Annotated in this window: 17 protein-coding genes; 5 read left to right on the top strand and 12 right to left on the bottom strand. The window is 66.7% G+C overall.

Translation table 11 applies throughout. From position 1 onward, the window contains the following. The first annotated feature begins 138 nt into the window (after window positions 1–138). The gene (locus GGC47_RS23500; RefSeq protein ID WP_142022674.1) at window positions 139–1,518 is read left to right on the top strand and encodes a M20/M25/M40 family metallo-hydrolase; all 1,380 of its coding nucleotides are present in this window, start codon (window positions 139–141) and stop codon (window positions 1,516–1,518) included. A gap of 149 nt (window positions 1,519–1,667) precedes the next feature. Here GGC47_RS23500 and GGC47_RS23495 read toward each other — a convergent pair whose 3' ends face one another. The 5 genes from GGC47_RS23495 to cyoA are packed head-to-tail and all read right to left on the bottom strand — an operon-like array spanning window position 1,668 to window position 6,597. Beyond that, window positions 1,668–2,420 (bottom strand): SURF1 family protein, encoded by a 753-nt coding sequence (locus GGC47_RS23495; protein ID WP_142022673.1) that lies wholly within the window; start codon window positions 2,418–2,420, stop codon window positions 1,668–1,670. 10 nt (window positions 2,421–2,430) lie between these two features. Then, window positions 2,431–2,826, bottom strand: coding sequence for a cytochrome o ubiquinol oxidase subunit IV (gene cyoD / locus GGC47_RS23490; protein WP_038365587.1), 396 nt, complete (start codon window positions 2,824–2,826; stop codon window positions 2,431–2,433). Further along, entirely contained in the window at window positions 2,823–3,458 is a 636-nt protein-coding gene (cyoC, locus tag GGC47_RS23485; RefSeq protein ID WP_142022672.1) for a cytochrome o ubiquinol oxidase subunit III, read from the bottom strand. The genes cyoD and cyoC overlap by 4 nt, the downstream gene beginning before the upstream one ends. Before the next feature lie 9 nt (window positions 3,459–3,467). Continuing rightward, entirely contained in the window at window positions 3,468–5,468 is a 2,001-nt protein-coding gene (cyoB, locus tag GGC47_RS23480; protein ID WP_142022671.1) for a cytochrome o ubiquinol oxidase subunit I, read from the bottom strand. Between the two features lie 49 nt (window positions 5,469–5,517). Continuing rightward, complete coding sequence (cyoA, locus tag GGC47_RS23475) at window positions 5,518–6,597, bottom strand: ubiquinol oxidase subunit II (RefSeq protein ID WP_081925532.1); 1,080 nt, start codon at window positions 6,595–6,597, stop codon at window positions 5,518–5,520. Between the two features lie 181 nt (window positions 6,598–6,778). Here cyoA and GGC47_RS23470 point away from each other — a divergent pair, with 181 nt between their 5' ends. Beyond that, window positions 6,779–8,104 carry an MFS transporter gene (locus tag GGC47_RS23470; protein WP_142022670.1) on the top strand — a complete coding sequence of 442 codons (1,326 nt, stop codon included), beginning with the start codon at window positions 6,779–6,781 and terminating at the stop codon, window positions 8,102–8,104. 24 nt (window positions 8,105–8,128) lie between these two features. On the opposite strand, the gene GGC47_RS23465 is transcribed toward GGC47_RS23470, so the two are convergent. Both GGC47_RS23465 and GGC47_RS23460 read right to left on the bottom strand, forming a co-directional pair. Then, complete coding sequence (locus GGC47_RS23465) at window positions 8,129–8,926, bottom strand: enoyl-CoA hydratase/isomerase family protein (protein WP_142022669.1); 798 nt, start codon at window positions 8,924–8,926, stop codon at window positions 8,129–8,131. Beyond that, window positions 8,923–10,116 (bottom strand): CaiB/BaiF CoA transferase family protein, encoded by a 1,194-nt coding sequence (locus tag GGC47_RS23460; RefSeq protein WP_142022668.1) that lies wholly within the window; start codon window positions 10,114–10,116, stop codon window positions 8,923–8,925. The genes GGC47_RS23465 and GGC47_RS23460 overlap by 4 nt, the downstream gene beginning before the upstream one ends. Window positions 10,117–10,429: 313 nt before the next feature. Between GGC47_RS23460 and GGC47_RS23455 the strand changes: the two genes are divergently transcribed. Beyond that, window positions 10,430–12,832, top strand: coding sequence for a heavy metal translocating P-type ATPase (locus GGC47_RS23455; RefSeq protein ID WP_142022667.1), 2,403 nt, complete (start codon window positions 10,430–10,432; stop codon window positions 12,830–12,832). Between the two features lie 64 nt (window positions 12,833–12,896). Here GGC47_RS23455 and GGC47_RS23450 read toward each other — a convergent pair whose 3' ends face one another. Continuing rightward, window positions 12,897–13,238: a hypothetical protein gene (locus GGC47_RS23450; RefSeq protein WP_142022666.1), complete on the bottom strand. Its 342-nt coding sequence runs from the start codon at window positions 13,236–13,238 to the stop codon at window positions 12,897–12,899. 592 nt (window positions 13,239–13,830) lie between these two features. Between GGC47_RS23450 and GGC47_RS23445 the strand changes: the two genes are divergently transcribed. Together GGC47_RS23445 and trmFO are read left to right on the top strand one after the other, a co-directional pair. Then, on the top strand, window positions 13,831–13,986 hold the full coding sequence (locus tag GGC47_RS23445; RefSeq protein WP_081925531.1) for a DUF1127 domain-containing protein: 156 nt from the start codon (window positions 13,831–13,833) through the stop codon (window positions 13,984–13,986). A gap of 240 nt (window positions 13,987–14,226) precedes the next feature. Further along, window positions 14,227–15,648, top strand: coding sequence for a methylenetetrahydrofolate--tRNA-(uracil(54)-C(5))-methyltransferase (FADH(2)-oxidizing) TrmFO (trmFO, locus tag GGC47_RS23440; RefSeq protein WP_370955823.1), 1,422 nt, complete (start codon window positions 14,227–14,229; stop codon window positions 15,646–15,648). 95 nt (window positions 15,649–15,743) lie between these two features. Here the strand turns inward: trmFO and GGC47_RS23435 are convergent, their stop codons facing one another. From GGC47_RS23435 to secD, 4 genes are all read right to left on the bottom strand, one after another. Continuing rightward, a complete protein-coding gene (locus GGC47_RS23435) occupies window positions 15,744–16,652 on the bottom strand; it encodes a phytoene/squalene synthase family protein (RefSeq protein WP_142022664.1) in 909 nt (302 codons plus the stop codon). Window positions 16,653–16,760: 108 nt separating this feature from the next. Next, entirely contained in the window at window positions 16,761–17,138 is a 378-nt protein-coding gene (locus GGC47_RS23430) for an Mth938-like domain-containing protein (protein ID WP_038365570.1), read from the bottom strand. 11 nt (window positions 17,139–17,149) lie between these two features. After that, window positions 17,150–18,103, bottom strand: coding sequence for a protein translocase subunit SecF (gene secF / locus GGC47_RS23425; protein ID WP_142022663.1), 954 nt, complete (start codon window positions 18,101–18,103; stop codon window positions 17,150–17,152). A gap of 27 nt (window positions 18,104–18,130) precedes the next feature. Then, on the bottom strand, window positions 18,131–19,741 hold the full coding sequence (gene secD, locus GGC47_RS23420; protein ID WP_038365566.1) for a protein translocase subunit SecD: 1,611 nt from the start codon (window positions 19,739–19,741) through the stop codon (window positions 18,131–18,133). Between the last annotated feature and the right edge of the window lie 66 nt (window positions 19,742–19,807).

Below are 19,807 nucleotides of genomic sequence, written 5' to 3'. Positions count from 1 at the left end.
ATGCCGCCGCACCCCGGCCATGCCCCGACCGAGCTTGAGCGCCCTGCCGGCCCATCCTAGTCTGAGTGTGCCGGCTGTCGTCGGCTGCTCGCGCCTCGCCTTCCGGCCGGCGCTTCCCCGAGTTCCAGGCGCATTCTCATGGCTACCTCCGACGCATTGGCCGCAGTCTTCGATCATATCGAGGCGAACCGGGCCGCCTTCCTCGACCGCCTGATCGACTATCTGCGCCACCCCAGCATCAGCGCCGAGAACATCGGCATCACCGAGGTCGGCAATCTGCTGCTGGGCATGCTGACGAAGATCGGCCTCGAAACCAGCCTCGTGCCGACCGAAGGCCATCCGATGGTGGTCGCGCGCTGGGAGAAGGCGCCGGGCAAGCCGACCGTGCTGCTTTACGGCCATTACGATGTGCAGCCGGCCGACCCGCTCGACAAATGGCTTTCGCCGCCTTTCGAGCCGACGATCCGAGACGGGCGCCTCTATGCCCGCGGCGTCGGCGACAACAAGGGCCAGCACTTCGCCCAGATCCTCGCCATCGAATCGCATCTCAAGGTCCATGGCGAACTGCCCTGCAACGTCATCCTGCTGCTGGAGGGCGAGGAGGAGATCGGCAGTCCGAACATCGCCGGCTTCGCGCGCGCCAACCGGCATCTGCTGAAGGCCGACCTCTCCGTCACCGCCGACGGCCCGCGCCATGCCAGCGGCAAGCCGAGCATCAAGTTCGGCTCCCGTGGCGTCGTCTCCTTCGAGCTGCGCTGCCGCCATGCCAGCCGCGACGTCCATTCCGGCAATTTCGGCGGCGTCGTTCCGAACCCGATCTGGACGCTCGTCCATCTGCTGTCCACGATGAAGAACGCCGATGGCGAGATCACCATCGAGGGGCTGCATGACGACGTCGAGCCGCCGACTGCCGAGGATATCGAGGCGATCAAGCGCCTGCCGCTCGATATCGAAGGTTTCAAGCAGGGTTTGAGCCTCACCCGGCTCGACGCGCCGCTCGACCGCCCCTTCTACGACCGCCTCTGCTTCCAGCCGACGCTGACGATCAACGGCTTCCATGGCGGCTATGGCGGGCCGGGTACCAAGACCGTGCTGCCGAACGAGGCGCTGGTGAAGTGCGATATCCGCCTCGTCGAGGCACAGGATCCCGAAGACATCCTGCGCAAGGTCAAGGCGCATGTGGAGAAGCATGCGCCCGAGGTTGAGTTCATCGCCGAGGAGATGGGCATGCAGCCCTCGAAGACGCAGATCGCCTCGGCCTATACCGCGCCGCTGCGCCGTGCCTTCGTCGCCGCCCATGGCGAGGAACCGCTGCTGATCCCGGCCGGCTTCGGCAGCCTGCCGAACTACGTCTTCACCAAGATCCTCGGCATCCCGGCTTACGTCACGCCCTATGCGAACCATGACGAGGCCAATCACGCCCCGAACGAGAACATGACCTTGGACTGCTTCTACAGCGGCTTGCGGACGGGTGCTGCGCTGCTGCACGAGCTTGGGCAGATGCCAAGCCGGCACTAAGCGCCAGCCCAAATTTCCACGTCATTCTGGACAAGCCGCGAAGCGGCGCCGATCCGGAATCCATCATAGGCCTCCGCGCTCTGCGATGGATTCCGGGTCAAGCACGGAATGACGGCGTGTTTCCGAACCACCCTGGAAGCACCTCGAACCTATGAGGCAGACGGCTCCTCTTCCGCACGCCTGCGCAAGACGTAAAGCCCGGCCCAGGCGCCCATCCCCGCGAGGCAGAACCAGGTCAGCGCATAAATCAGATGCGTGTTGCGGAAGCTGACCACCGTCAGCCCGCCCAGTGGCAGAGGGCCGGGCTCGGAGGCAGCATCCGCATCGACGAAATAAGGCGCGACCTCGCCGAGTCCGCCTGCCTCGGCAATCGCTGCGACATCGCGTGAATACCAGCGCCCGCCGGCCGCGTCGTTGCTGCGCAGGAACCCGCCGCCCGGCTCGCTCAATCGCAGCAGCCCGACGAGATGCGTCTCGCCGCGCGCCGCCGCATCGCTGCGCTCTCCTGGCTCGCGCCGGTCTTCCGGCACGAAGCCGCGATTGACCAGAACCGTGAAGCCGCGCGCGGTGTGGAACGGCGCCAGAACCCAGAAGCCGGGTCCTTTCTCGGTCACGGCCTTCACCAGCGTCTCCGGCCCGGGAAGATAGCGCCCTTCCAGCGCGACCCTCCGGTACTCGTCCCCGGCGATGCCCGCCCAATCCTCCGGCCCCGGCGCAGGGGCCGGCGGTGCGTGGATGCGCGCATCGACGCGCGCGATCAGATCGAGCTTCCAGCTGCGCCGTTCGACCTGCCAGAGGCCGAGCCCGGCGAAGACGAGCGTGAGCAGGCCGGTGAGGCCGAGAAGGGCAACCCGGCGTGCCGGCGATGGCCGGCCGGCCTCGGCCTGTGCCGGGGCGGCCATGGCGACGCCCTCACATCGGGTGGTCGCCGGGCGCCATCGGCATCATGTTGCTGTTGAGGTGGTACATCACCCACAGCGAGCCCGAGAGCGCGATCACCACGATGACGATGGTGAAGATCAGCGCCATCATCGTCCAGCCGCCTTCCGAGCGCGAATTCATGTGCAGGAAGTAGACCATGTGGACGACGATCTGCACCGCCGCGAAGGCCATGACCACCAGCGCCGTCACGGTCGAGTTGCCGAGCACGTCGCCCATCACCAGCCAGAACGGAATCGCGGTCAGGATGGCCGCGAGGACGAAGCCGGTGAGATAGCCGCGCAGCGTCGCATGCGAGGCGCCGTGATCGTCATGGCCGGCGCCATGCGCTTCGGCGTGGGCTCCGGAGTGGTCCTGCGATCCGCTCATTTCAGCACGCCCATCAGATAGACGAAGGAGAAGACGCCGATCCAGACGACGTCGAGGAAGTGCCAGAACATGCTCAGGCACATCAGACGGCGGCGATTGGCCTCGATCAGGCCGCGCTGCTTGACCTGCACCATCAGCACGGTGAGCCAGATCAGGCCGAAGGTGACGTGCAGCCCGTGCGTGCCCACCAGCGTGAAGAAGGAGGAGAGGAAGGCGCTGCGCATCGGCGTCGCGCCCTCCAGGATCATGTGGTGGAACTCGTAGAGCTCGATGCCGATGAAGGCGAGGCCGAACAGGCCGGTCACCGCCAGCCAGCCCTGCACCGCGGCCTGCCGCCCCTTGTCCATCGCCAGCATGGCGAAGCCGTAGGTGATCGAGGAGAGCAGCAGCATGGTGGTGTTGACCGCCACCAGCTTGAGGTCGAACAGATCGGCGCCGGAAGGCCCCGCCGCATAGTTGCGCCCGAGCACGCCGAAGGTCGCGAAGAGGACTGCGAAAACCAGGCAGTCGCTCATCAGGTACATCCAGAAGCCGAGCATGGTCGAGCCGCCGGAGTGCTCGTGCTCGTCTTCCGTGACGTGGAAGACCGGGATGTCGGCCTTGTCGGTGTCCAGCGCTGTCGCCGTGGTCATCGTCATCCCTCAGGCCTGCCCGAGTTGCTCGGTGCGCGCATTCTCCTCGCGCAGGACCGTCTCGGCCGGGATGTGAAAGTCCCGGTTATAGTTGAAGGTATGGGCGATCGCCGTCGCGATCACCGCGATGAAGGCCAGCGCCGCCAGCCACCAGATGTACCAGACCAGCGCGAAGCCGCAGATCGTCGCGAAGGCGGAGATGATCAGGCCTGCGCCGGTGTTCTTCGGCATGTGGATCGGCTTGAAGCCGGTCAGCGGTCGCCGGTAGCCGCGCTTCTTCATGTCGGCCCAGGTGTCATGGTCGTGGATGACGGGCGTGAAGGCGAAATTATAGGCCGGCGGTGGCGAGGAGGTCGACCATTCCAGCGTACGCCCATCCCAGGGATCGCCGGTCGTGTCGCGCAACTGCTCGCGACGCAGGATGCTGACGCCGATCTGGATGAGGAAGCAGAGGATGCCGAGCGCGATCAGCACGGCGCCGAAGGCCGCGATCACGAACCAGATCTGCAGCGACGGATCCTCGAAATGGTTCACCCGACGGGTCACGCCCATCAGGCCGAGCACATAGAGCGGCATGAAGGCGACGTAGAAGCCGATCACCCAGAACCAGAAGGAGAGCCTGCCCCAGAACTCGTCGAGCTTGAAGCCGAAGGCCTTCGGGAACCAGTAGGTGATGCCGGCGAAGGCGCCGAAGACCACGCCGCCGATGATCACGTTGTGGAAATGCGCGATCAGGAACAGGCTGTTGTGCAAGATGAAATCGGCTGGCGGCACCGCCAGCATGACGCCGGTCATGCCGCCGATGACGAAGGTCAGCATGAAGGCGAGCAGCCACATCATCGGCAATTCGAAGCGGATGCGGCCGCGATACATCGTGAACAGCCAGTTGAAGATCTTCGCGCCCGTCGGGATCGAGATGATCATCGTCGTGATGCCGAAGAAGGAGTTCACGCTGGCGCCCGAGCCCATCGTGAAGAAATGGTGCAGCCAGACGAGGTAGGACAGGATGGTGATGACCACCGTCGCATAGACCATCGAGGTATAGCCGAAGAGCCGCTTGCCGGAGAAGGTCGAGGCCACCTCCGAATAGACGCCGAAGACCGGCAGGATCAGGATATAGACCTCCGGGTGCCCCCAGATCCAGATCAGGTTCACGTACATCATCGGGTTGCCGCCGAGATCGTTCGTGAAGAAGTTGGTGCCGACATAGCGGTCCAGCGTCAGCAGCGCGAGCGTGCTGGCCAGGATCGGGAAGCTCGCCACGATCAGCACGTTGGTGCACAGCGCCGTCCAGGTGAAGACTGGCATCTTCATCATGTCCATGCCGGGCGCGCGCATCTTCACGATCGTCGCGATCAGGTTGATGCCCGACAGCGTCGTGCCCACGCCCGCGATCTGGAGCGCCCAGAGGTAGTAGTCCATGCCCACCCCGGGCGAGTAGGCGGCCCCCGACAGCGGCGGATAGGCGAGCCAGCCGACCTTGGCGAACTCGCCGACGAAGAGCGAGGCCATGACCAGCACGACGCCGCCGACGGTCATCCAGAACGAGAAATTATTGAGGAAGGGGAAGGCGACGTCGCGCGCGCCGATCTGCAGCGGCACGACATAGTTCATCAGCCCCGTGACCAGCGGCATCGCCACGAAGAAGATCATGATCACGCCATGCGCCGTGAAGATCTGGTCGTAGTGATGTGGTGGCAGATAGCCCTCGTTCGCGCCGAAGGCGATGGCCTGCTGCCCACGCATCATCAGCGCGTCGGCGAAGCCGCGCAGCAGCATGACGATGCCGAGCACCATATACATGATGCCGATCTTCTTGTGGTCGACGCTGGTGAACCACTCGTGCCAGAGATAGCCCCAGGCCTTCATCCGGGTGATGAGCGCGATGAGCGCGAGGCCGCCGATCACCACGCCAGCGAAGGTCGCGAGCAGGATGGGCTCATGATACGGAATCGCCTCGAGCGTGAAGCGTCCGAACACGAGCTTCCACCAGTCGGGATAGGAATTCATGGCTTCCTCGGATCGCTAGGCTTGGCCAGGCGGCCGTTCAATTGGCGGCTCAATTCGCGACTTGGGCTGTCACGCCGCCCTTGCCGTAGACATCGGCCGGCGTGCAGATCGCGGTGACGAAGGGGCGCGGCGGCAGGGGCGCGCCGCCCCGGCGCACCGACTTGTCGTATTCGAGCGCCATGACGGTGGAGATGCCCTCCTTGCCGCCGCCGCCCTTGGCATCCATCGCCATCATGTCGCGCATGCACATCTTGGCGCGGTCGACGCACATGTTGAGGATGGCGTCGTAGAGATCGGGCGCGACGCTGCCGAACTGGCGGGCCGGCTCACGCTCGCTCGGCCGCTCGAAGACGAGATATTCCTCGCGGCCGAGCTTGTCGCCCTTGTCGCGCGCAGCCTTCACCCAGTCCTCGAATCCGTTGCCTTCGACACCACGGAAGCGGAAGCGCATCCCGGAGAAGCCCTCCCCGCTATAGTTCGCCGAGAAGCCCTCGAAATCGCCGGCATGGTTGATGACGGCGTTGAGCTTGGTCTGCATGCCCGGCATCGCATAGATCTGGCCGGCGAGCGCGGGGATGAAGAGCGAGTTCATCACCGAGGAGGCGGTGATGCGGAATTCGATCGGCTGGTTCACCGGCGCCACCACCTCGTTGACCGAGGCGATGCCCTGCTGCGGGTAGAGGAACAGCCATTTCCAGTCGAGCGCCACGACCTGGATGACGAGCGGCTGCTTGCGTACCTGCGCCTCGCCGCCCTGCGGCGTCGCGATCGGCGCCGTCGCGCTGATGCGGTTGAGCGGCCGATAGGGGTCGAGCAGATGCGTGCCCATCCAGGTCAGCGCACCGAGAATGACGATGATCAGCAGCGGCACCGCCCAGATCACCACTTCGAGCGGCAGCGAGTGATTCCAGTCCGGATCGTACTCGGCCTTCGCCGAAGCGCGGTAGCGCCAGGCGAAGAACACCGTCAGCGCCATCACCGGCAGGATGACGGTCAGCATGAGCCCCGTCGAGATCAGCATGAGGTTACGTTGCTGCAATGCAACATCACCGGAGGGCGACAACAGCACCGCCTGACAGCCCCCAAGCAGGGCGAAAAGCGGCAACAGCGCCAGAAAACGACGATTCATCAAGAGACCAAGCCCTCCGTGACCGGAAAGTCGCCGTCCTTCTATCGCATTCTATTGCACTGCACAGAGGACAGAATGTCCCATTGGCAGATGATCGACGCTCCGCTTTTATCCGCCGCATCCATGGCGTCCGGAGCGGGGGAATGTTATCCCTTTTCCGCGCGAACGAGGAAGCCCCCGAATGAGCGCCCATGTGGCAAGCCCGGCATCGAGCCATCCGACCGACGAACATGGTCGCGATCACGTCACCCCGGGCGAGATCGCGCTCGGCGTCATCATCGGCCGGACATCGGAATATTTCGACTTCTTCGTCTTCGGGCTGGGCTGCGTGCTGGTATTCCCCCAGCTGGTCTTTCCCTTCGCGGATCCGCTGACCGGAACGCTCTATTCCTTTGGCATCTTCGCCCTCGCCTTCCTGACGCGACCGATCGGCTCCGTGCTGTTCATGTCGATCGATCGCGTCTATGGCCGCGCCACCAAGCTCACCGCCGCGCTGTTCCTGCTTGGCGGCTCGACGGCCGCGATCGCCTTCCTGCCAGGTTACGAGACCATCGGCATCTGGTCCGGCATCATCCTGGCGACCTTCCGCCTGCTGCAGGGCATCGCGCTCGGCGGCGCCTGGGACGGCCTGTCCTCGCTGCTTGCGCTCAACGCCCCGCAGAACCGGCGCGGCTGGTATGCGATGCTGCCGCAGCTCGGCGCCCCCATCGGCTTCATTCTCGCCGCCGGGCTGTTCGCCTTCTTCGAGGGCTCGCTCTCGACCGAGGATTTCCTCGGCTGGGGCTGGCGCTATCCCTTCTTCGTCGCCCTGACGATCAACGTCGTCGCGCTGTTCGCTCGCTTGCGCATGGTCGCGACGCAGGAATTCGCGCAGCTCATGGAAACGCGCGAACTCATGCCCAGCCCGGTCATGCAGCTCATCCGCAAGCGCGGCAGCACGCTGGTCCTCGGCGCCTTCGTGCCACTGGCGAGCTTCGCGCTCTTCCACATCGTCACGATCTTTCCGGTGAGCTGGATCAACCTCTTCACCAACCGCTCGGTCTCGGAGTTCCTGATCGTGCAGGGCGCGGGCGCCGTGGTCTGCGCCGGGGCGATCATGACGTCGGGCCTGATCGCCGACCAGATCGGCCGGCGCCGGACGCTGATTCTCTCCGGCCTGATGATTGGCCTGTTCAGCCTGGGCAGCGTCATCGCTCCCCTGCTCTTCGGAGACAGCCAAGCCGGCCAGACGGTCTATGTCATCATCGGCTTCGGCCTGCTCGGCCTCTCCTACGGCCAAACCGCAGGCGCCGTCGCCTCGAGCTTCGGCCGGGAGTATCGCTACACCGGCGCGGCGCTGACCTCCGACCTCGCCTGGCTGATCGGCGCCGGCTTTGCGCCGCTGGTGGCGCTGACGCTCTCCAGCAAGCTCGGCCTCGCCTGGGTCGGGCTCTATCTGCTCTCGGGCGTGATCTGCACGCTCGTCGCGCTCTGGTTCGACCGGCGGCTGGAAGCCCGCTACGGCTGAACGAAGCGTCTTCCGCCGCCTGCCTCAGCGCCCCCGCCAGACCGGGGGACGCTTGGCGAGGAAGGCCTCCATGCCTTCCCGGAAATCCTCGCTCGTGTAGCAGAGCGTGACCAGGTCCTCGCCGGCGACAGCTTGCGCCGTGGCGGTCGTCAGCCGCCGCATCGCCTCCTTGGTCGCCCGCATGGTCAGCGGCGCATGCCCGGCGATGGTCGTGGCGAGCTCGGTCGCCCGCAACATCAGCGCGGGATGATCCGGCAGCAATTCGCTGTAGAGCCCGGCCCGGCGCCCCTCCTCCGCCTCGACGAGCCGCGCCGTGAAGACGATGTCCTTGACCAGCGCCGGGCCGAGCAGGGCGAAGAGCCGGGCATAATTCGCCATCGACAGGCTGTTGCCGAGCGTGCGCGCGATCGGGAAGCCGAAGCGTGCCGTCACCGTCGCGATCCTGAGATCGCAGGCGAGCGCGATGGCCGCCCCGCCACCGGTGACGGCTCCGGAGATCGCCGCCAGCGTCGGCACGGCGCAGCGCTCGATGGCATCGATCACGCCTTCGATCCGCTCCTCATAGGCCAGAGCATCCGCCGCGCTCGCAAAGGAACGGAACTGCGCGATATCGGTGCCCGAGGCGAAAGCCTTGTCGCCGGCGCCGGTCACGATGATGACGCGCGGGTCGCCATGGGCCGCCGGATCGCGGCAGATCTCGGCCAGCCGCTCATACATGGCGAAGGTCATGGCATTGCGCGCTTGCGGCCGGTTGAGCGTGATCGTCCCGATCCCGCCCTCTACCGCATAGAGAATGTCTTCGCTCACTCCGGCCTCCGTCAGATCACGCCCTCGGCCCGCAACCGCGCGAGCCCGGCTTCGTCATAGCCGAGTTCGGCCAGGACCTCGTCATTATGCTCCCCGGCGGCCGGCGTCGGCGTCGCCACCGTGGAGGGGGTGCGCGAGAGCGTCACCGGCTGGCCGACGACCCGGATATCCCCGAGCTGGGGGTGTTCCAGCGGCTTGGCGATGCCGAGATGGCGCACTTGCGGGTCGTCGAACATCTGGTCGACCGCATAGATCGGCCCGGCCGGCACGCCATGCGCCTCCATTACAGCGAGCCAGTGCGAGCTGCCAGCCGCGGAGAGGCGCTCCTCGATCATCCGCCGCAGCTCCGGGCGCTGGTCGAAGCGCTTTTCCATGCTGTCGAAGCGGGGATCGCTGCCCCATTCCGGCCGCTCGACAGCCCGGCAGAAGGAGCGCCATTGCTCCTCCCCGCCGACGCCGAGATTGATGGCGCCGTCCCGGGTTTTATAGACCCCCATCGGCGTGGAATAGGGATGGTCGTTGCCGGCCTGCGGCGGCACCGAACCTTCGACGAGATAGCGCGCGGCCTGGAAATCCATCATCGCAATCTGCGCCTCGAGCAGCGAGGTCTGCACCCATTGCCCCTTGCCGGACAGGGCCCGCTCCTGCAGCGCCACCAGCGCGCCGACGGCCCCGTAAAGCCCCGCCGAGGAATCGGCCAGTGCGATGCCGGCGCGCACCGGCCCCTGCCCCGGCAGGCCGGTCACCGACATCATCCCGCCCATGCCCTGCGCGATCTGGTCGAAGCCGGCCCGCGTCCGGTACGGGCCGGATTGCCCGAAGCCGGAGATCGAGACCAGGATCAGCCGTGGATTGATGGCATGCAGGGTCTCGAAATCGAGGCCGAGCCGTTCCTTGACGTCCGGCCGGAAGTTCTCGACCAGGAGATCGGCTTCCTCGACCAGCCGCATCAGGATCGCCTTGCCCTCGGCCGTCTTCAGGTTGATGGCCAGGGAACGCTTGTTGCGATGCAGATTCTGCATGTCGTAGCCGAGGCGCGGGCCGCTCATGTTCTCGTTCGGATCGAAACCCGGCGGGCTTTCGACCTTGATCACGTCAGCCCCGAAATCCGCGAAGATTCGCACGCAGGTCGGCCCGGCCCGCACCCGCGTCAGGTCCAGCACCCGCAGCCCTCTCAGGGCCATCGATGGCTCGGCTTGTGCCATGCCGTTTTTCCTCCCTGCCCTGCCGGACGCGTGGCCGGAACGCGCCGACTGCATCGGGACGGCTCAGCCGCCAGCGCACCGGTCGCGTCCTGCCGCAATGACCCAGCCGGGCTGTCCGCCAGCTTTGAGGAGCTATCGATTTCTAGCTGCATACTGCATGCAGAAACAAGACCAGCGGCAATGCAAGGTTGCGCCGGCCTGGGATCGCGGCATCGGCGCGCTGTTCGCGGCGGCGATCATTTTTCTCTTGAACCTGAAGTGGCTACAGCTTGTAGAAGCTGTGTCCCGTAGCGAAGGCAGACGGAGACAGGCCATGGCGACCCGCACCGAATCCGAACCGAAGACCCTCTCCTGGAAGGTCGGCGGCATGGATTGCGCGAGCTGCGCGACGAAGATCCGCGGCGCGGTGGAACGCATGCCCGGCGTCAGCGACGTCAGGCTTTCCGTCATGTCGGAGACGCTGACGCTGGCGCTCGACGAGGCGCAGACCAGCGCCGGCGCCGTGGAAAAGCGCGTCAACGGGCTCGGCTATACAACCTCCGCGCTCGCGGCCGCCCCCGCTCGGAAGCCGGCCGCCGAAGCGGCGCCCTGCTGTGGCGGTCACGACCATGACCACCATGGTCATGCCCAGGAATCGCACGACCATGAATCGCATGACCACGGCGCGCACGCCCATGACGGCGCCGGCTGCTCGGGTCACAATCATGGACACGACCACGCTGGCCACAATCACGCCGGCCATGACCATGCTGCCCATGGCCGGCACGGGCAATCGGCCGGAGCCGCCGCGAAGGCCGACGAGGGCCACGGCCTGCCCGGCCATGTCCACGAGGTCACGCCGGACGGTGTGAGCTGGTACCAGACCGGCAAGGGCCGGCTGGTGCTGGTGACGGGTGCGCTGCTCGCCGCCGCCTGGATCGTCGGCACGGTCCGGCACGACATCGCCTATTGGGCTTTCGTCGTCGCCTGCGCGATCGGCGTGGCGCCGGTGGCGCGCCGTGCTCTAGCGGCGGCACGCTCCGGCATTCCCTTCACCATCGAGATGCTGATGACGATTGCCGCCATCGGCGCGCTCTTCATCGGCGCCGCAGAGGAAGCGGCGCTGGTCGTCTTCCTCTTCGCCGTCGGCGAGGTGCTCGAAGGCGTGGCGGCCGATCGCGCCCGCGCCTCGATCCGCGCGCTCGGCGACCTCGTACCGAAGACCGCCATCGTCGAGGAGAACGGCGCCACCCGACAGGTCGATGCCGCCAGCCTGACGATCGGCCAGATCGTGCTGGTGCGCCCCGGCGACCGCATTCCGGCGGATGGCGAGATCACCGACGGCATCTCCGGTATCGACGAGAGCCCGGTGACGGGCGAGTCCGTGCCGAAGACCAAGGGGGTCGGCGAGCCGGTCTATGCCGGCTCGGTCAACCGCGAGGCGGCGCTGCGCGTGCGCGTCGACAAGGCAGCGCAGGACAACACCATCGCCCGCATCATCCGCCTGGTCGAGGAGGCGCAGGAGGCCCGCGCGCCGACCGAACGCTTCATCGACCGCTTCTCGCGCTGGTACATGCCGGCGATCGTCGGCCTCGCCCTGCTGGTCGCGCTGGTGCCGCCGCTCCTCTTCGCCGGCGAGTGGTCGGTCTGGGTCTACCGCGCTCTGGCGCTGCTGCTGATCGGCTGCCCCTGCGCGTTGGTCATCTCGGTTCCGGCCGCCATCGCCGCCGCGCTGTCGGCCGGCGCCCGCCAGGGCCTGCTGATGAAGGGCGGCGTCGTCATCGAGACGGCCGCCCGCACCGGCCTCGTCGCCTTCGACAAGACAGGCACGCTGACCCAGGGCAAGCCTCGCGTCACCGACATCGTCGCCCTCGACCGGGAAGAACGCGAGGTTCTGGCCTTCGCGGCCGCCGTCGAGGCCGGCTCCGCCCACCCCCTGGCGGAGGCCGTTCTGGAGCGCGCCCGCGCTGACGCGGTCGCCTTCGCACCGGCTGCGGAAGCGGCGGCGCTGGCCGGCCAGGGCGTCACCGGCAAGGTCGGGAGCCGCGCCGTGTTCGTCGGCGCCCCGCGCCATGCCACGGCCCGCGCCCCATTCGACGATTGGGCCAAGGCCTCTGTCGAGTCGCTGGAATCGGCCGGCAAGACCGTTGCCGCCGTCATCGTCGACGGCACGCTGGCCGGGCTGATCGCGCTGCGCGACGAACCGCGGGAGGATGCCGCCCCCGCCATCGCCGAACTCAAAGCGATGGGCGTCCGCGCGACCATGCTGACCGGCGACAACGCCCGCACCGCGGCCGCCATCGCCGGCGCGCTCGGCATGGAGCACAAGGCCGAGCTGATGCCGGACGGCAAGGTCGCGGCGCTGCGGGAACTCGCCGCCGGCACGCCGGTGATGATGGTGGGCGACGGCATCAACGACGCTCCGGCGCTGGCCGCGGCGAGTGTCGGCATCGCCATGGGCTCGGGAACCGACGTGGCGCTGGAAACCGCTGACGGCGCCGTGCTGAAGAGCCGGGTGCGCGACATCGCCGCGATGATCCGGCTGGCCCGCGCGGCGATGGGCAATATCCGCGCGAACATCGCCATCGCGCTCGGCCTCAAGGCCGTGTTCCTGGTGACGAGCGTGCTCGGCTATACCGGGCTCTGGGTCGCGATCCTGGCCGATACCGGCGCGACGGTCCTCGTCACGGCGAATGCGCTGCGGCTGCTGCGCTTCGACGCGGGTAAGGCTGCGTGACTCTGGGCGCACTTATATAAGACGGCCCGGTGGCGCGATCGCGTGCCGCCGGGTTCCGCATTGTTCAGACCTTGATATCGGCGACAGTGCCGGTGCGGCGCCCGCCCTTCGTGTCCATCTGGCGCAGGATCTCGTCGCGGACCTTGGCGAGGACATCGCCCTTGGCCTTGGCGTCGAGCTTGTTGAACTGTTCCTCGGTCATGCCGAGCTTCGACAGGACCGCCTGTTGGACCCGCTCCTCCGGGCTCATCCGCGCGAATTTCAGGAAATCGGCCTTGACCGAGGAGGAAGCCGAAGCGTCGCCCCCCTTGCCATCCGCTTCCGTCGCGGCGGTGCTCGTTGAACGCGTCCCGAGCGGGAATGTGGAAACCGGCGCGGGGGACCGGCTGGAGATGGCGACCGACATGGCATCCTCCGGATGTGATCCATATGCCCAGCAAGCCCCGGGCCGCACCGCCAGGCGGGGAAATGCCTTCTTTTTCAGTGAGATAATCGCGAGAGCCCATTCGCCCCTCGCCCAAGCGGCACAAATTGCCCGGCAAAAGCAGCCGATGGGCGGCTCGGAATCGGCTTCGCGGCTCGCTCCGCCGCTTCCGGGAATCGGCCCGGCTTCCGTTGCCGGCCGGCACCTCCGATTGCGACCGGACAATGACGATCGCTCCATTTTGCAGCGCAGAGCCTCAGCTGTCCCCGCCATGCATCAGTGAGCACATGCAACATGGTCAAAACGCAGGCACCCGTTCGTTCGACCTGGATCGCGAATGGAGGAAAGACAAAATAATAGGCAGGAAATCGGTTGCATTTGAAACGAGGCACGTCTCCAGCGCAGGGCAACGGCACAAAAGTAACCGACATCTTAATGGTTCATGCGTAAGGCGCATAACGGAATTGAGGCAGAGCCTCTGTAAGCGGCAGACCGCCTGGCTTATATGCACTGCACAACGAGATTGTCGCTGTGGGCACCGCCCCGCTCCGGAATACACGCAAGGAAAACCACCATGTTCGTCACCATGATCGCTGCCAAGATCCGCGCCTACCTCCGCTACCGCGAGACCGTTCGCGAGCTCTCCCGTCTGACCGACCGTGAGCTCGACGATCTCGGCCTTTCGCGCTCGGAGATCAACTTCATCGCCCGCTCGCACGCCGCGGCCTGAAGTGACCGAATACGAACCGCCACGCGTCGTGCGTGGTGCGTTCCGTGTAGTTTCTCCTGAGGCTCGTGTTTCCCCTCCCCTCGAGCTTCGGTCGAAGAGCGAATGCCCGCCTCCCGGCGGGCATTTTGCATTTTGGGGCCGTCTGACCCCGCCGTCATTGCTTCGCCGCTACGCGTCTCGCAATGATGCAGCCCGAATTCATCCCTTGACCTGAAAGCCGGCTGCGGACACATCCGAGCCATGGCAACCTCGTCAGTTCAACCCGTACACGTCATCGGCGGCGGCCTCGCCGGCTCGGAAGCTGCCTGGCAGATCGCTCAGGCCGGCATTCCCGTCATCCTCCACGAAATGCGTCCGGTGCGCGGCACCGACGCACACAAGACCGAGGGGCTGGCCGAGTTGGTCTGCTCCAACTCCTTCCGCTCCGACGATGCGTCGAGCAATGCCGTCGGCCAGCTCCATTGGGAGATGCGCCGGCTCGGCTCGCTGATCATGGCCAAGGGCGACGCGCATCAGGTCCCGGCCGGCGGCGCGCTCGCGGTCGATCGCGACGGCTTCTCGCAGGCCGTCACGGCCGCGCTGGAGGCTCACCCGCTCGTCACCATCGAGCGTGGCGAAATCGCCGGCCTCCCGCCTACGACATGGGACAATGTCGTCATCGCCACCGGCCCGCTCACCTCCTCGGCTTTGGCGCAGGGCATCCTGTCGCTGACCGGCGAGAGTTCGCTCGCCTTCTTCGACGCGATCGCGCCGATCGTCCATTTCGACTCGATCGACATGGATCAGGCCTGGTTCCAGTCGCGCTATGACAAGGCCGGTCCGGGCGGCACCGGTGCCGACTACATCAACTGCCCGCTCGACAAGGACCAGTACGAGGCCTTCATCGACGCGCTCCTCGCCGCCGAGAAGACCGAGTTCAAGGAGTGGGAAGGCACGCCCTATTTCGACGGCTGCCTGCCGATCGAGGTCATGGCCGAGCGCGGCCGCGAGACCCTGCGCTGGGGCCCGATGAAGCCGGTCGGCCTCACCAACAAGCATAACCCGACCGTGAAGGCCTATGCGGTGGTGCAGCTTCGCCAGGACAACGCGCTCGGCACGCTGTTCAACATGACCGGCTTCCAGACCAAGCTGAAATATGGCGAACAGGCCGCGATCTTCCGGATGATCCCCGGCCTGCAGAACGCCGAGTTCGCGCGGCTCGGCGGCATCCACCGCAACACCTATCTCAACTCGCCGAAGCTGCTCGACGAGCGGCTGCGGCTGAAAGCCGATCCGCGGCTGCGCTTCGCCGGCCAGATCACCGGTTGCGAGGGCTATGTCGAGAGCGCCGCGATCGGCCTCCTCGCCGGACGCATGGCGGCGGCCGAGCGGCTCGGTCGCGACCTGCCGCTGCCGCCCGCGACGACGGCGCTGGGCGCGCTGGTCAACCACATCACTGGCGGCCACATCACCACCATCGACGAGGGACCGCGTTCCTTCCAGCCGATGAACATCAATTTCGGCCTGTTCCCGCCGATCGAGGGCGTCGCCAAGACGGGCCCCGACGGCAAGCGCCTCAAGGGCCCGGCCAAGAGCCTCGCCCGCAAGCAGGCGCTGACGGCGCGCGCCAAGCAGGTGATGGAGGAATGGGCCGGGAGTGAGCAGGCGGAAGCGGCCGAGTGAAGCGCTGACCGTCATCCCCGGTTGGAAGCGAAGTGCAGCGCCGGGGGCTCTTTTGGAGGAGATGCTCGGTCCGAGCCCGAGCATGACGGAGCCTTTCAGCTTTTCCGCGCCGCCCGCCACAGGATCCACTGCCGGCGCCAGGCCGGCAAGGCGATGATGGTGCGATAGGGATCGTAGCCCTTGCCTTCCATCTTGCGCAGATAGGGCTCGACCAGCGCGACCGGCAGGAAGGCTGCCTGCACCGCCGGCGGAATCGTGTCGCTCAGGCTCGCGAGCTGCTTGAGATGGTTGCGCGCGATCTCGCGCAATTCCTTGAGCGTATAAAGCACACCGGGCCCGCCGCGCCCGCGCACGATGTCGTCCCGCGTCACGCCGTTGCGGGCCAGGATGTCGGCCGGCAGATAGACCTGCCCCTCCGCCGCATGCCAGGGGAAGGCGCGCATCAGCCCGGCCAGCGCATAGGCGACGCCGGCATGGCCGCAAGCCACCGCCCCGCCGGGGTCACGCCCGCCGGCCAGCACGATGCAGGCGAGCCGGATCAGGGCGCTGGAAGTCTCTCCCGCATAGCCATCCAGATCCCGCAGCGACGGCATGGGGTCGTCATAGAGATCGAAGGTGCGGGCATCGATCAGCCCGGTCAGCGGCGCGATCGGCAGGCGATAGCGCTTCACCGTGTCGAGCAGCGCCGCAGCGACAGGGTGGCCCTGCACCTCGCCATTCGGCTGGCCTTCGAGCAGGTCGCGCCACCATTGCATCCTGACCTCGCCCGGCAGCGGCTCGCTGACGAGCGCCCTCACCCGCGCGATCTCCTGGCTGAAGGCATAGAGCGCGAAGAGCCCGTGGCGGCGCGCCTCAGGCGCGTAGAGCGTCGCGATATAGCGATCCTGATCCTGCTCCCGGATCAGCGCCGCGCAATGCGCATAGGCCTCCGGCAGGCGCGCAGGCACCCTATCGTCGCGCTGATCTGTCTGAACCTGCGGTGTCGTACCGTCTCGGCCCGCCATGCCCGGCCTCGCTTTCGTCCTCAGTCTAGGCCAATGCCCCCGCGGGGGCTACGCCCACGATTCATGGCTGCCAAAACGCCGCAGCCGGATGCGGCCCGTGCCGCGATCTCAGGGGATCGCGATCAGCGCCGCAGCAACGCGGCGATCCTCGGCGACGAGGACATTATAGGTCCGCGCGGCGGCGCCGGTCGCCATGCCTTCCACGGTGATGCCGGCCTGCTTCAGCGGCTCGCGCAAGGCCGGCGGAATGAAGGCGATGTCCGGCCCGGTGCCGATGATCAGGAAGTCGATCGCCCCGGCCTCATCGAGTATCGGCTGGAGGCTGTCGAGCGTGACCTCGGAGAATTGCGTCACCGGCCAGAGCCGTATCCCGGCCGGCGTCGCGATGATCGAGCCCTTGTGGCTCATCTCGGCGAAACGGAAGCCACCGGCTCCGATCGCATCGAGCGCCCAGCGCCCCGGCACGAAGCCCTCGAAGCGTGCCATGGCCGCCGGTCTCAGCCGGCCTCGGGCTTGGCGCCGGCGAGCGTCTTCTCGCGGGCTTCCTCGCGCTGGCCCTGGCCGCGAACGTCCATGTAGAGCAGCACCGGCGTCGAGACGAACATCGCCGAATAGGTGCAGACCACGACGCCGAACAGCATGACGAGCGCGAAGCCCTCGATCGCCGAGCCGCCGAAGATGACGAGCGCGAGCAGCGACAGGAAGGTCGTCGTCGCCGTCATCGCGGTGCGCGACAGGGTCGAGTTGACCGAAAGGTCGAGCAGCTCCGGGATCGGCATCGTCTTGTAGCGGCGCAGCAATTCGCGCGTGCGGTCGAACACCACGACCGTCTCGTTCAGCGAATAGCCGACGATGGTCAGGATCGCCGCAATCGAGGTCAGGTTGAATTCGAGCTGCGTGATCAGGAAGAAGCCCATCGTCAGCACGATGTCGTGCAGCGTGCCGAGGATCGCGCCAATGGCGAGCGGCATCTCGAAGCGGAACCAGAGATAGATCAGCACGCCCATGATCGCGAGCACGACGCCGAGCGCGCCGGCCTGAACCAGCTCGCCCGAGACACGCGGCCCGACCGTCTCGACGCGGCGGAACTCATAGGTCGAGGCGAAAGCGTCGCGCGCCTTCGTCACCACGCCCTGCTGCGCCGCCTCGCCGCCCGCCTGGAGCGGAAAGCGCATCGACAATTCGGTGCCGTCGCCGAACTCCTGCACCTCCGCCTCGCCGAAGCCGAGGGCATTGGCGGTCTGACGCACTTGCGCGATCTCGATCTTGCCGCTCTTGGCCTGCATCTCGATCAAGGTGCCGCCCTTGAAGTCGATGCCGAAATTCAGGCCGACCGTCAGGAAGAGCGCCAGCACCAGAATCGAATAGGCGGCCGAGATCGGATAGCTGAACCGGCGGAACCAGACGAATTTGAAGCGGGTATTGTCGGGAACGATACGAAGCAGGCGCATGGCCAATCTCCTGGAGCTTGGGCTGCGTCAGAACGGGAGGTGCTTGGGCTTGGCCCAGCGATACCAGACGGCGATCAGCATCCGAGTCAGCGTCACCGCCGTGATGACGGTGGTGAGGATGCCGAGGATGAACACCACGGCGAAGCCGCGCACCGGGCCGGAGCCGAGCGAGAACAGCGCCACGGCCGCGATCAGCATGGTGACGTTCGAGTCGATGATCGTCGCGAAGGCGCGCTGGAAGCCGGCCTCGAGCGCCGAGACGAGGCTGCGGCCCTGATGCTCCTCCTCCCGCATGCGTTCATAGATCAGCACGTTCGAATCGACGGCCGTGCCGATGGTGAGCACGATGCCGGCGATGCCGGGCAGCGTCATCGTCGCCCCGATCAGCGACATCAGGCCGAAGATCAGGCAGACATGGACGAAGAGTGCGACGCTCGCGATCAGCCCGAAGATGCCGTAGGTCCCGAGCATGTAGAGCACGACGAGAACGCCGGCGATCAGCGTCGCGAGCTTGCCGGCATGGATCGAGTCGGCGCCGAGGCCCGGACCGACCGTGCGCTCCTCGACGATGGTCATCTTGGCCGGCAGCGCGCCGGCGCGCAGCAGGATCGCCAGGTTGTTGACCTGCTGGACGGTGAAGTTGCCGGAGATCTGACCCGAGCCGCCGGTGATCGGCGACTGAATGACCGGCGACGAGATCACCTTGTTGTCGAGCACGATGGCGAGCGGGCGGCCGAGATTTTCGGTGGTGATCTGGCCGAAGCGCTGCGCGCCGCGGATGTTGAAGCGGAAATTCACGATCGGCTGGCCGGTGCGCGAATCGAAGGAGGGCTGCGCATCGACGAGATCGGCGCCGTCGACGACGGGCTGGCGCAGCACCGGCACGGGCTGGCCGCCGGAATCCTGCGAGGGCAGCATGTCGACATCGGTGCTGTTGGCATCGCCCAGCAGGCGGAACTCCAGCTTGGCGGTGTCGCCGAGGATTTCCTTCAGCCGCTGCGAATCCTGCAGGCCGGGCACCTGGACGAGGATGCGGTCGAGGCCCTGGCGCTGGATGTTCGGCTCGGTCGTGCCGAGCGCGTCGACGCGCCGGCGCAGCACTTCCATCGCCTGCTCGACGGCGCGGCGGATGCGCTCGTTCGAGCCGGCTTCCGTCACGGTGAGCTGGATCAGTCCGTCGGGCTGCTCGGTGATCGCGATCGACTGGTTGCCGGACGGGCCGAAGGCGCCGAGCGTGCCGACCGGCTGCGAAAGCTCTTGCAGCTTGGGCAGCACACGCGCGCGCTCGGCCGCATCGGGGATGCGCATCTGCACGCCGCGCGTCGTCGTCTGGATGCCGCCCTGGAGGCTGATGCGCTCCTCGCGCAGGATGCGGCGCGTATCGTCGCGCAACTGCGTTACCTGGCTGCGGATCAGATCGGCGCGGTCGATCTCGAGCAGGACGTGCGAGCCGCCCTGCAGGTCGAGGCCGAGCACCACCGCATGGGTCGGCAGCAGGAAGCGCGGAATCCAGGAGGGGGCATTCTCCTCGATCGACTTGCGCGTCTCCGGCGAGAACAGGTTCGGCACGGCGAGCCCGCAGCCGAAGAACAGCACGAGCAGGACGAGAATGACCTTGCGGGCCTGGAGACGAAGCATCTGCGTGAACAGCCTTGTTGTGGGGGCTGGCCTCACGAGGAGGCCAGTCGTCGTCTTGGGCGACGT

Origin of the sequence: Allobosea sp. OAE752 (assembly GCF_050433265.1) — a bacterium.
GTDB lineage: Bacteria > Pseudomonadota > Alphaproteobacteria > Rhizobiales > Beijerinckiaceae > Allobosea > Allobosea spartocytisi.
This window is presented reverse-complemented; position numbering and strand designations above follow the sequence as displayed.

What these genes read in the sequence shown, in the direction of transcription:
- GGC47_RS23430 (WP_038365570.1), bottom strand. Translation starts at nt 17,138, where the DNA reads ATGGCACGCTTCGAGGGCTTCGTGCCGGGGCGCTGGGCGCTCGATGCG.
- GGC47_RS23495 (WP_142022673.1), bottom strand. Translation starts at nt 2,420, where the DNA reads ATGGCCGCCCCGGCACAGGCCGAGGCCGGCCGGCCATCGCCGGCACGC.
- GGC47_RS23470 (WP_142022670.1), top strand. Translation starts at nt 6,779, where the DNA reads ATGAGCGCCCATGTGGCAAGCCCGGCATCGAGCCATCCGACCGACGAA.
- GGC47_RS23445 (WP_081925531.1), top strand. Translation starts at nt 13,831, where the DNA reads ATGTTCGTCACCATGATCGCTGCCAAGATCCGCGCCTACCTCCGCTAC.
- GGC47_RS23450 (WP_142022666.1), bottom strand. Translation starts at nt 13,238, where the DNA reads ATGTCGGTCGCCATCTCCAGCCGGTCCCCCGCGCCGGTTTCCACATTC.
- secF (WP_142022663.1), bottom strand. Translation starts at nt 18,103, where the DNA reads ATGCGCCTGCTTCGTATCGTTCCCGACAATACCCGCTTCAAATTCGTC.
- cyoC (WP_142022672.1), bottom strand. Translation starts at nt 3,458, where the DNA reads ATGACCACGGCGACAGCGCTGGACACCGACAAGGCCGACATCCCGGTC.
- cyoD (WP_038365587.1), bottom strand. Translation starts at nt 2,826, where the DNA reads ATGAGCGGATCGCAGGACCACTCCGGAGCCCACGCCGAAGCGCATGGC.
- GGC47_RS23455 (WP_142022667.1), top strand. Translation starts at nt 10,430, where the DNA reads ATGGCGACCCGCACCGAATCCGAACCGAAGACCCTCTCCTGGAAGGTC.
- secD (WP_038365566.1), bottom strand. Translation starts at nt 19,741, where the DNA reads ATGCTTCGTCTCCAGGCCCGCAAGGTCATTCTCGTCCTGCTCGTGCTG.
- GGC47_RS23435 (WP_142022664.1), bottom strand. Translation starts at nt 16,652, where the DNA reads ATGGCGGGCCGAGACGGTACGACACCGCAGGTTCAGACAGATCAGCGC.
- GGC47_RS23460 (WP_142022668.1), bottom strand. Translation starts at nt 10,116, where the DNA reads ATGGCACAAGCCGAGCCATCGATGGCCCTGAGAGGGCTGCGGGTGCTG.
- cyoB (WP_142022671.1), bottom strand. Translation starts at nt 5,468, where the DNA reads ATGAATTCCTATCCCGACTGGTGGAAGCTCGTGTTCGGACGCTTCACG.
- trmFO (WP_370955823.1), top strand. Translation starts at nt 14,227, where the DNA reads ATGGCAACCTCGTCAGTTCAACCCGTACACGTCATCGGCGGCGGCCTC.
- GGC47_RS23500 (WP_142022674.1), top strand. Translation starts at nt 139, where the DNA reads ATGGCTACCTCCGACGCATTGGCCGCAGTCTTCGATCATATCGAGGCG.
- cyoA (WP_081925532.1), bottom strand. Translation starts at nt 6,597, where the DNA reads ATGAATCGTCGTTTTCTGGCGCTGTTGCCGCTTTTCGCCCTGCTTGGG.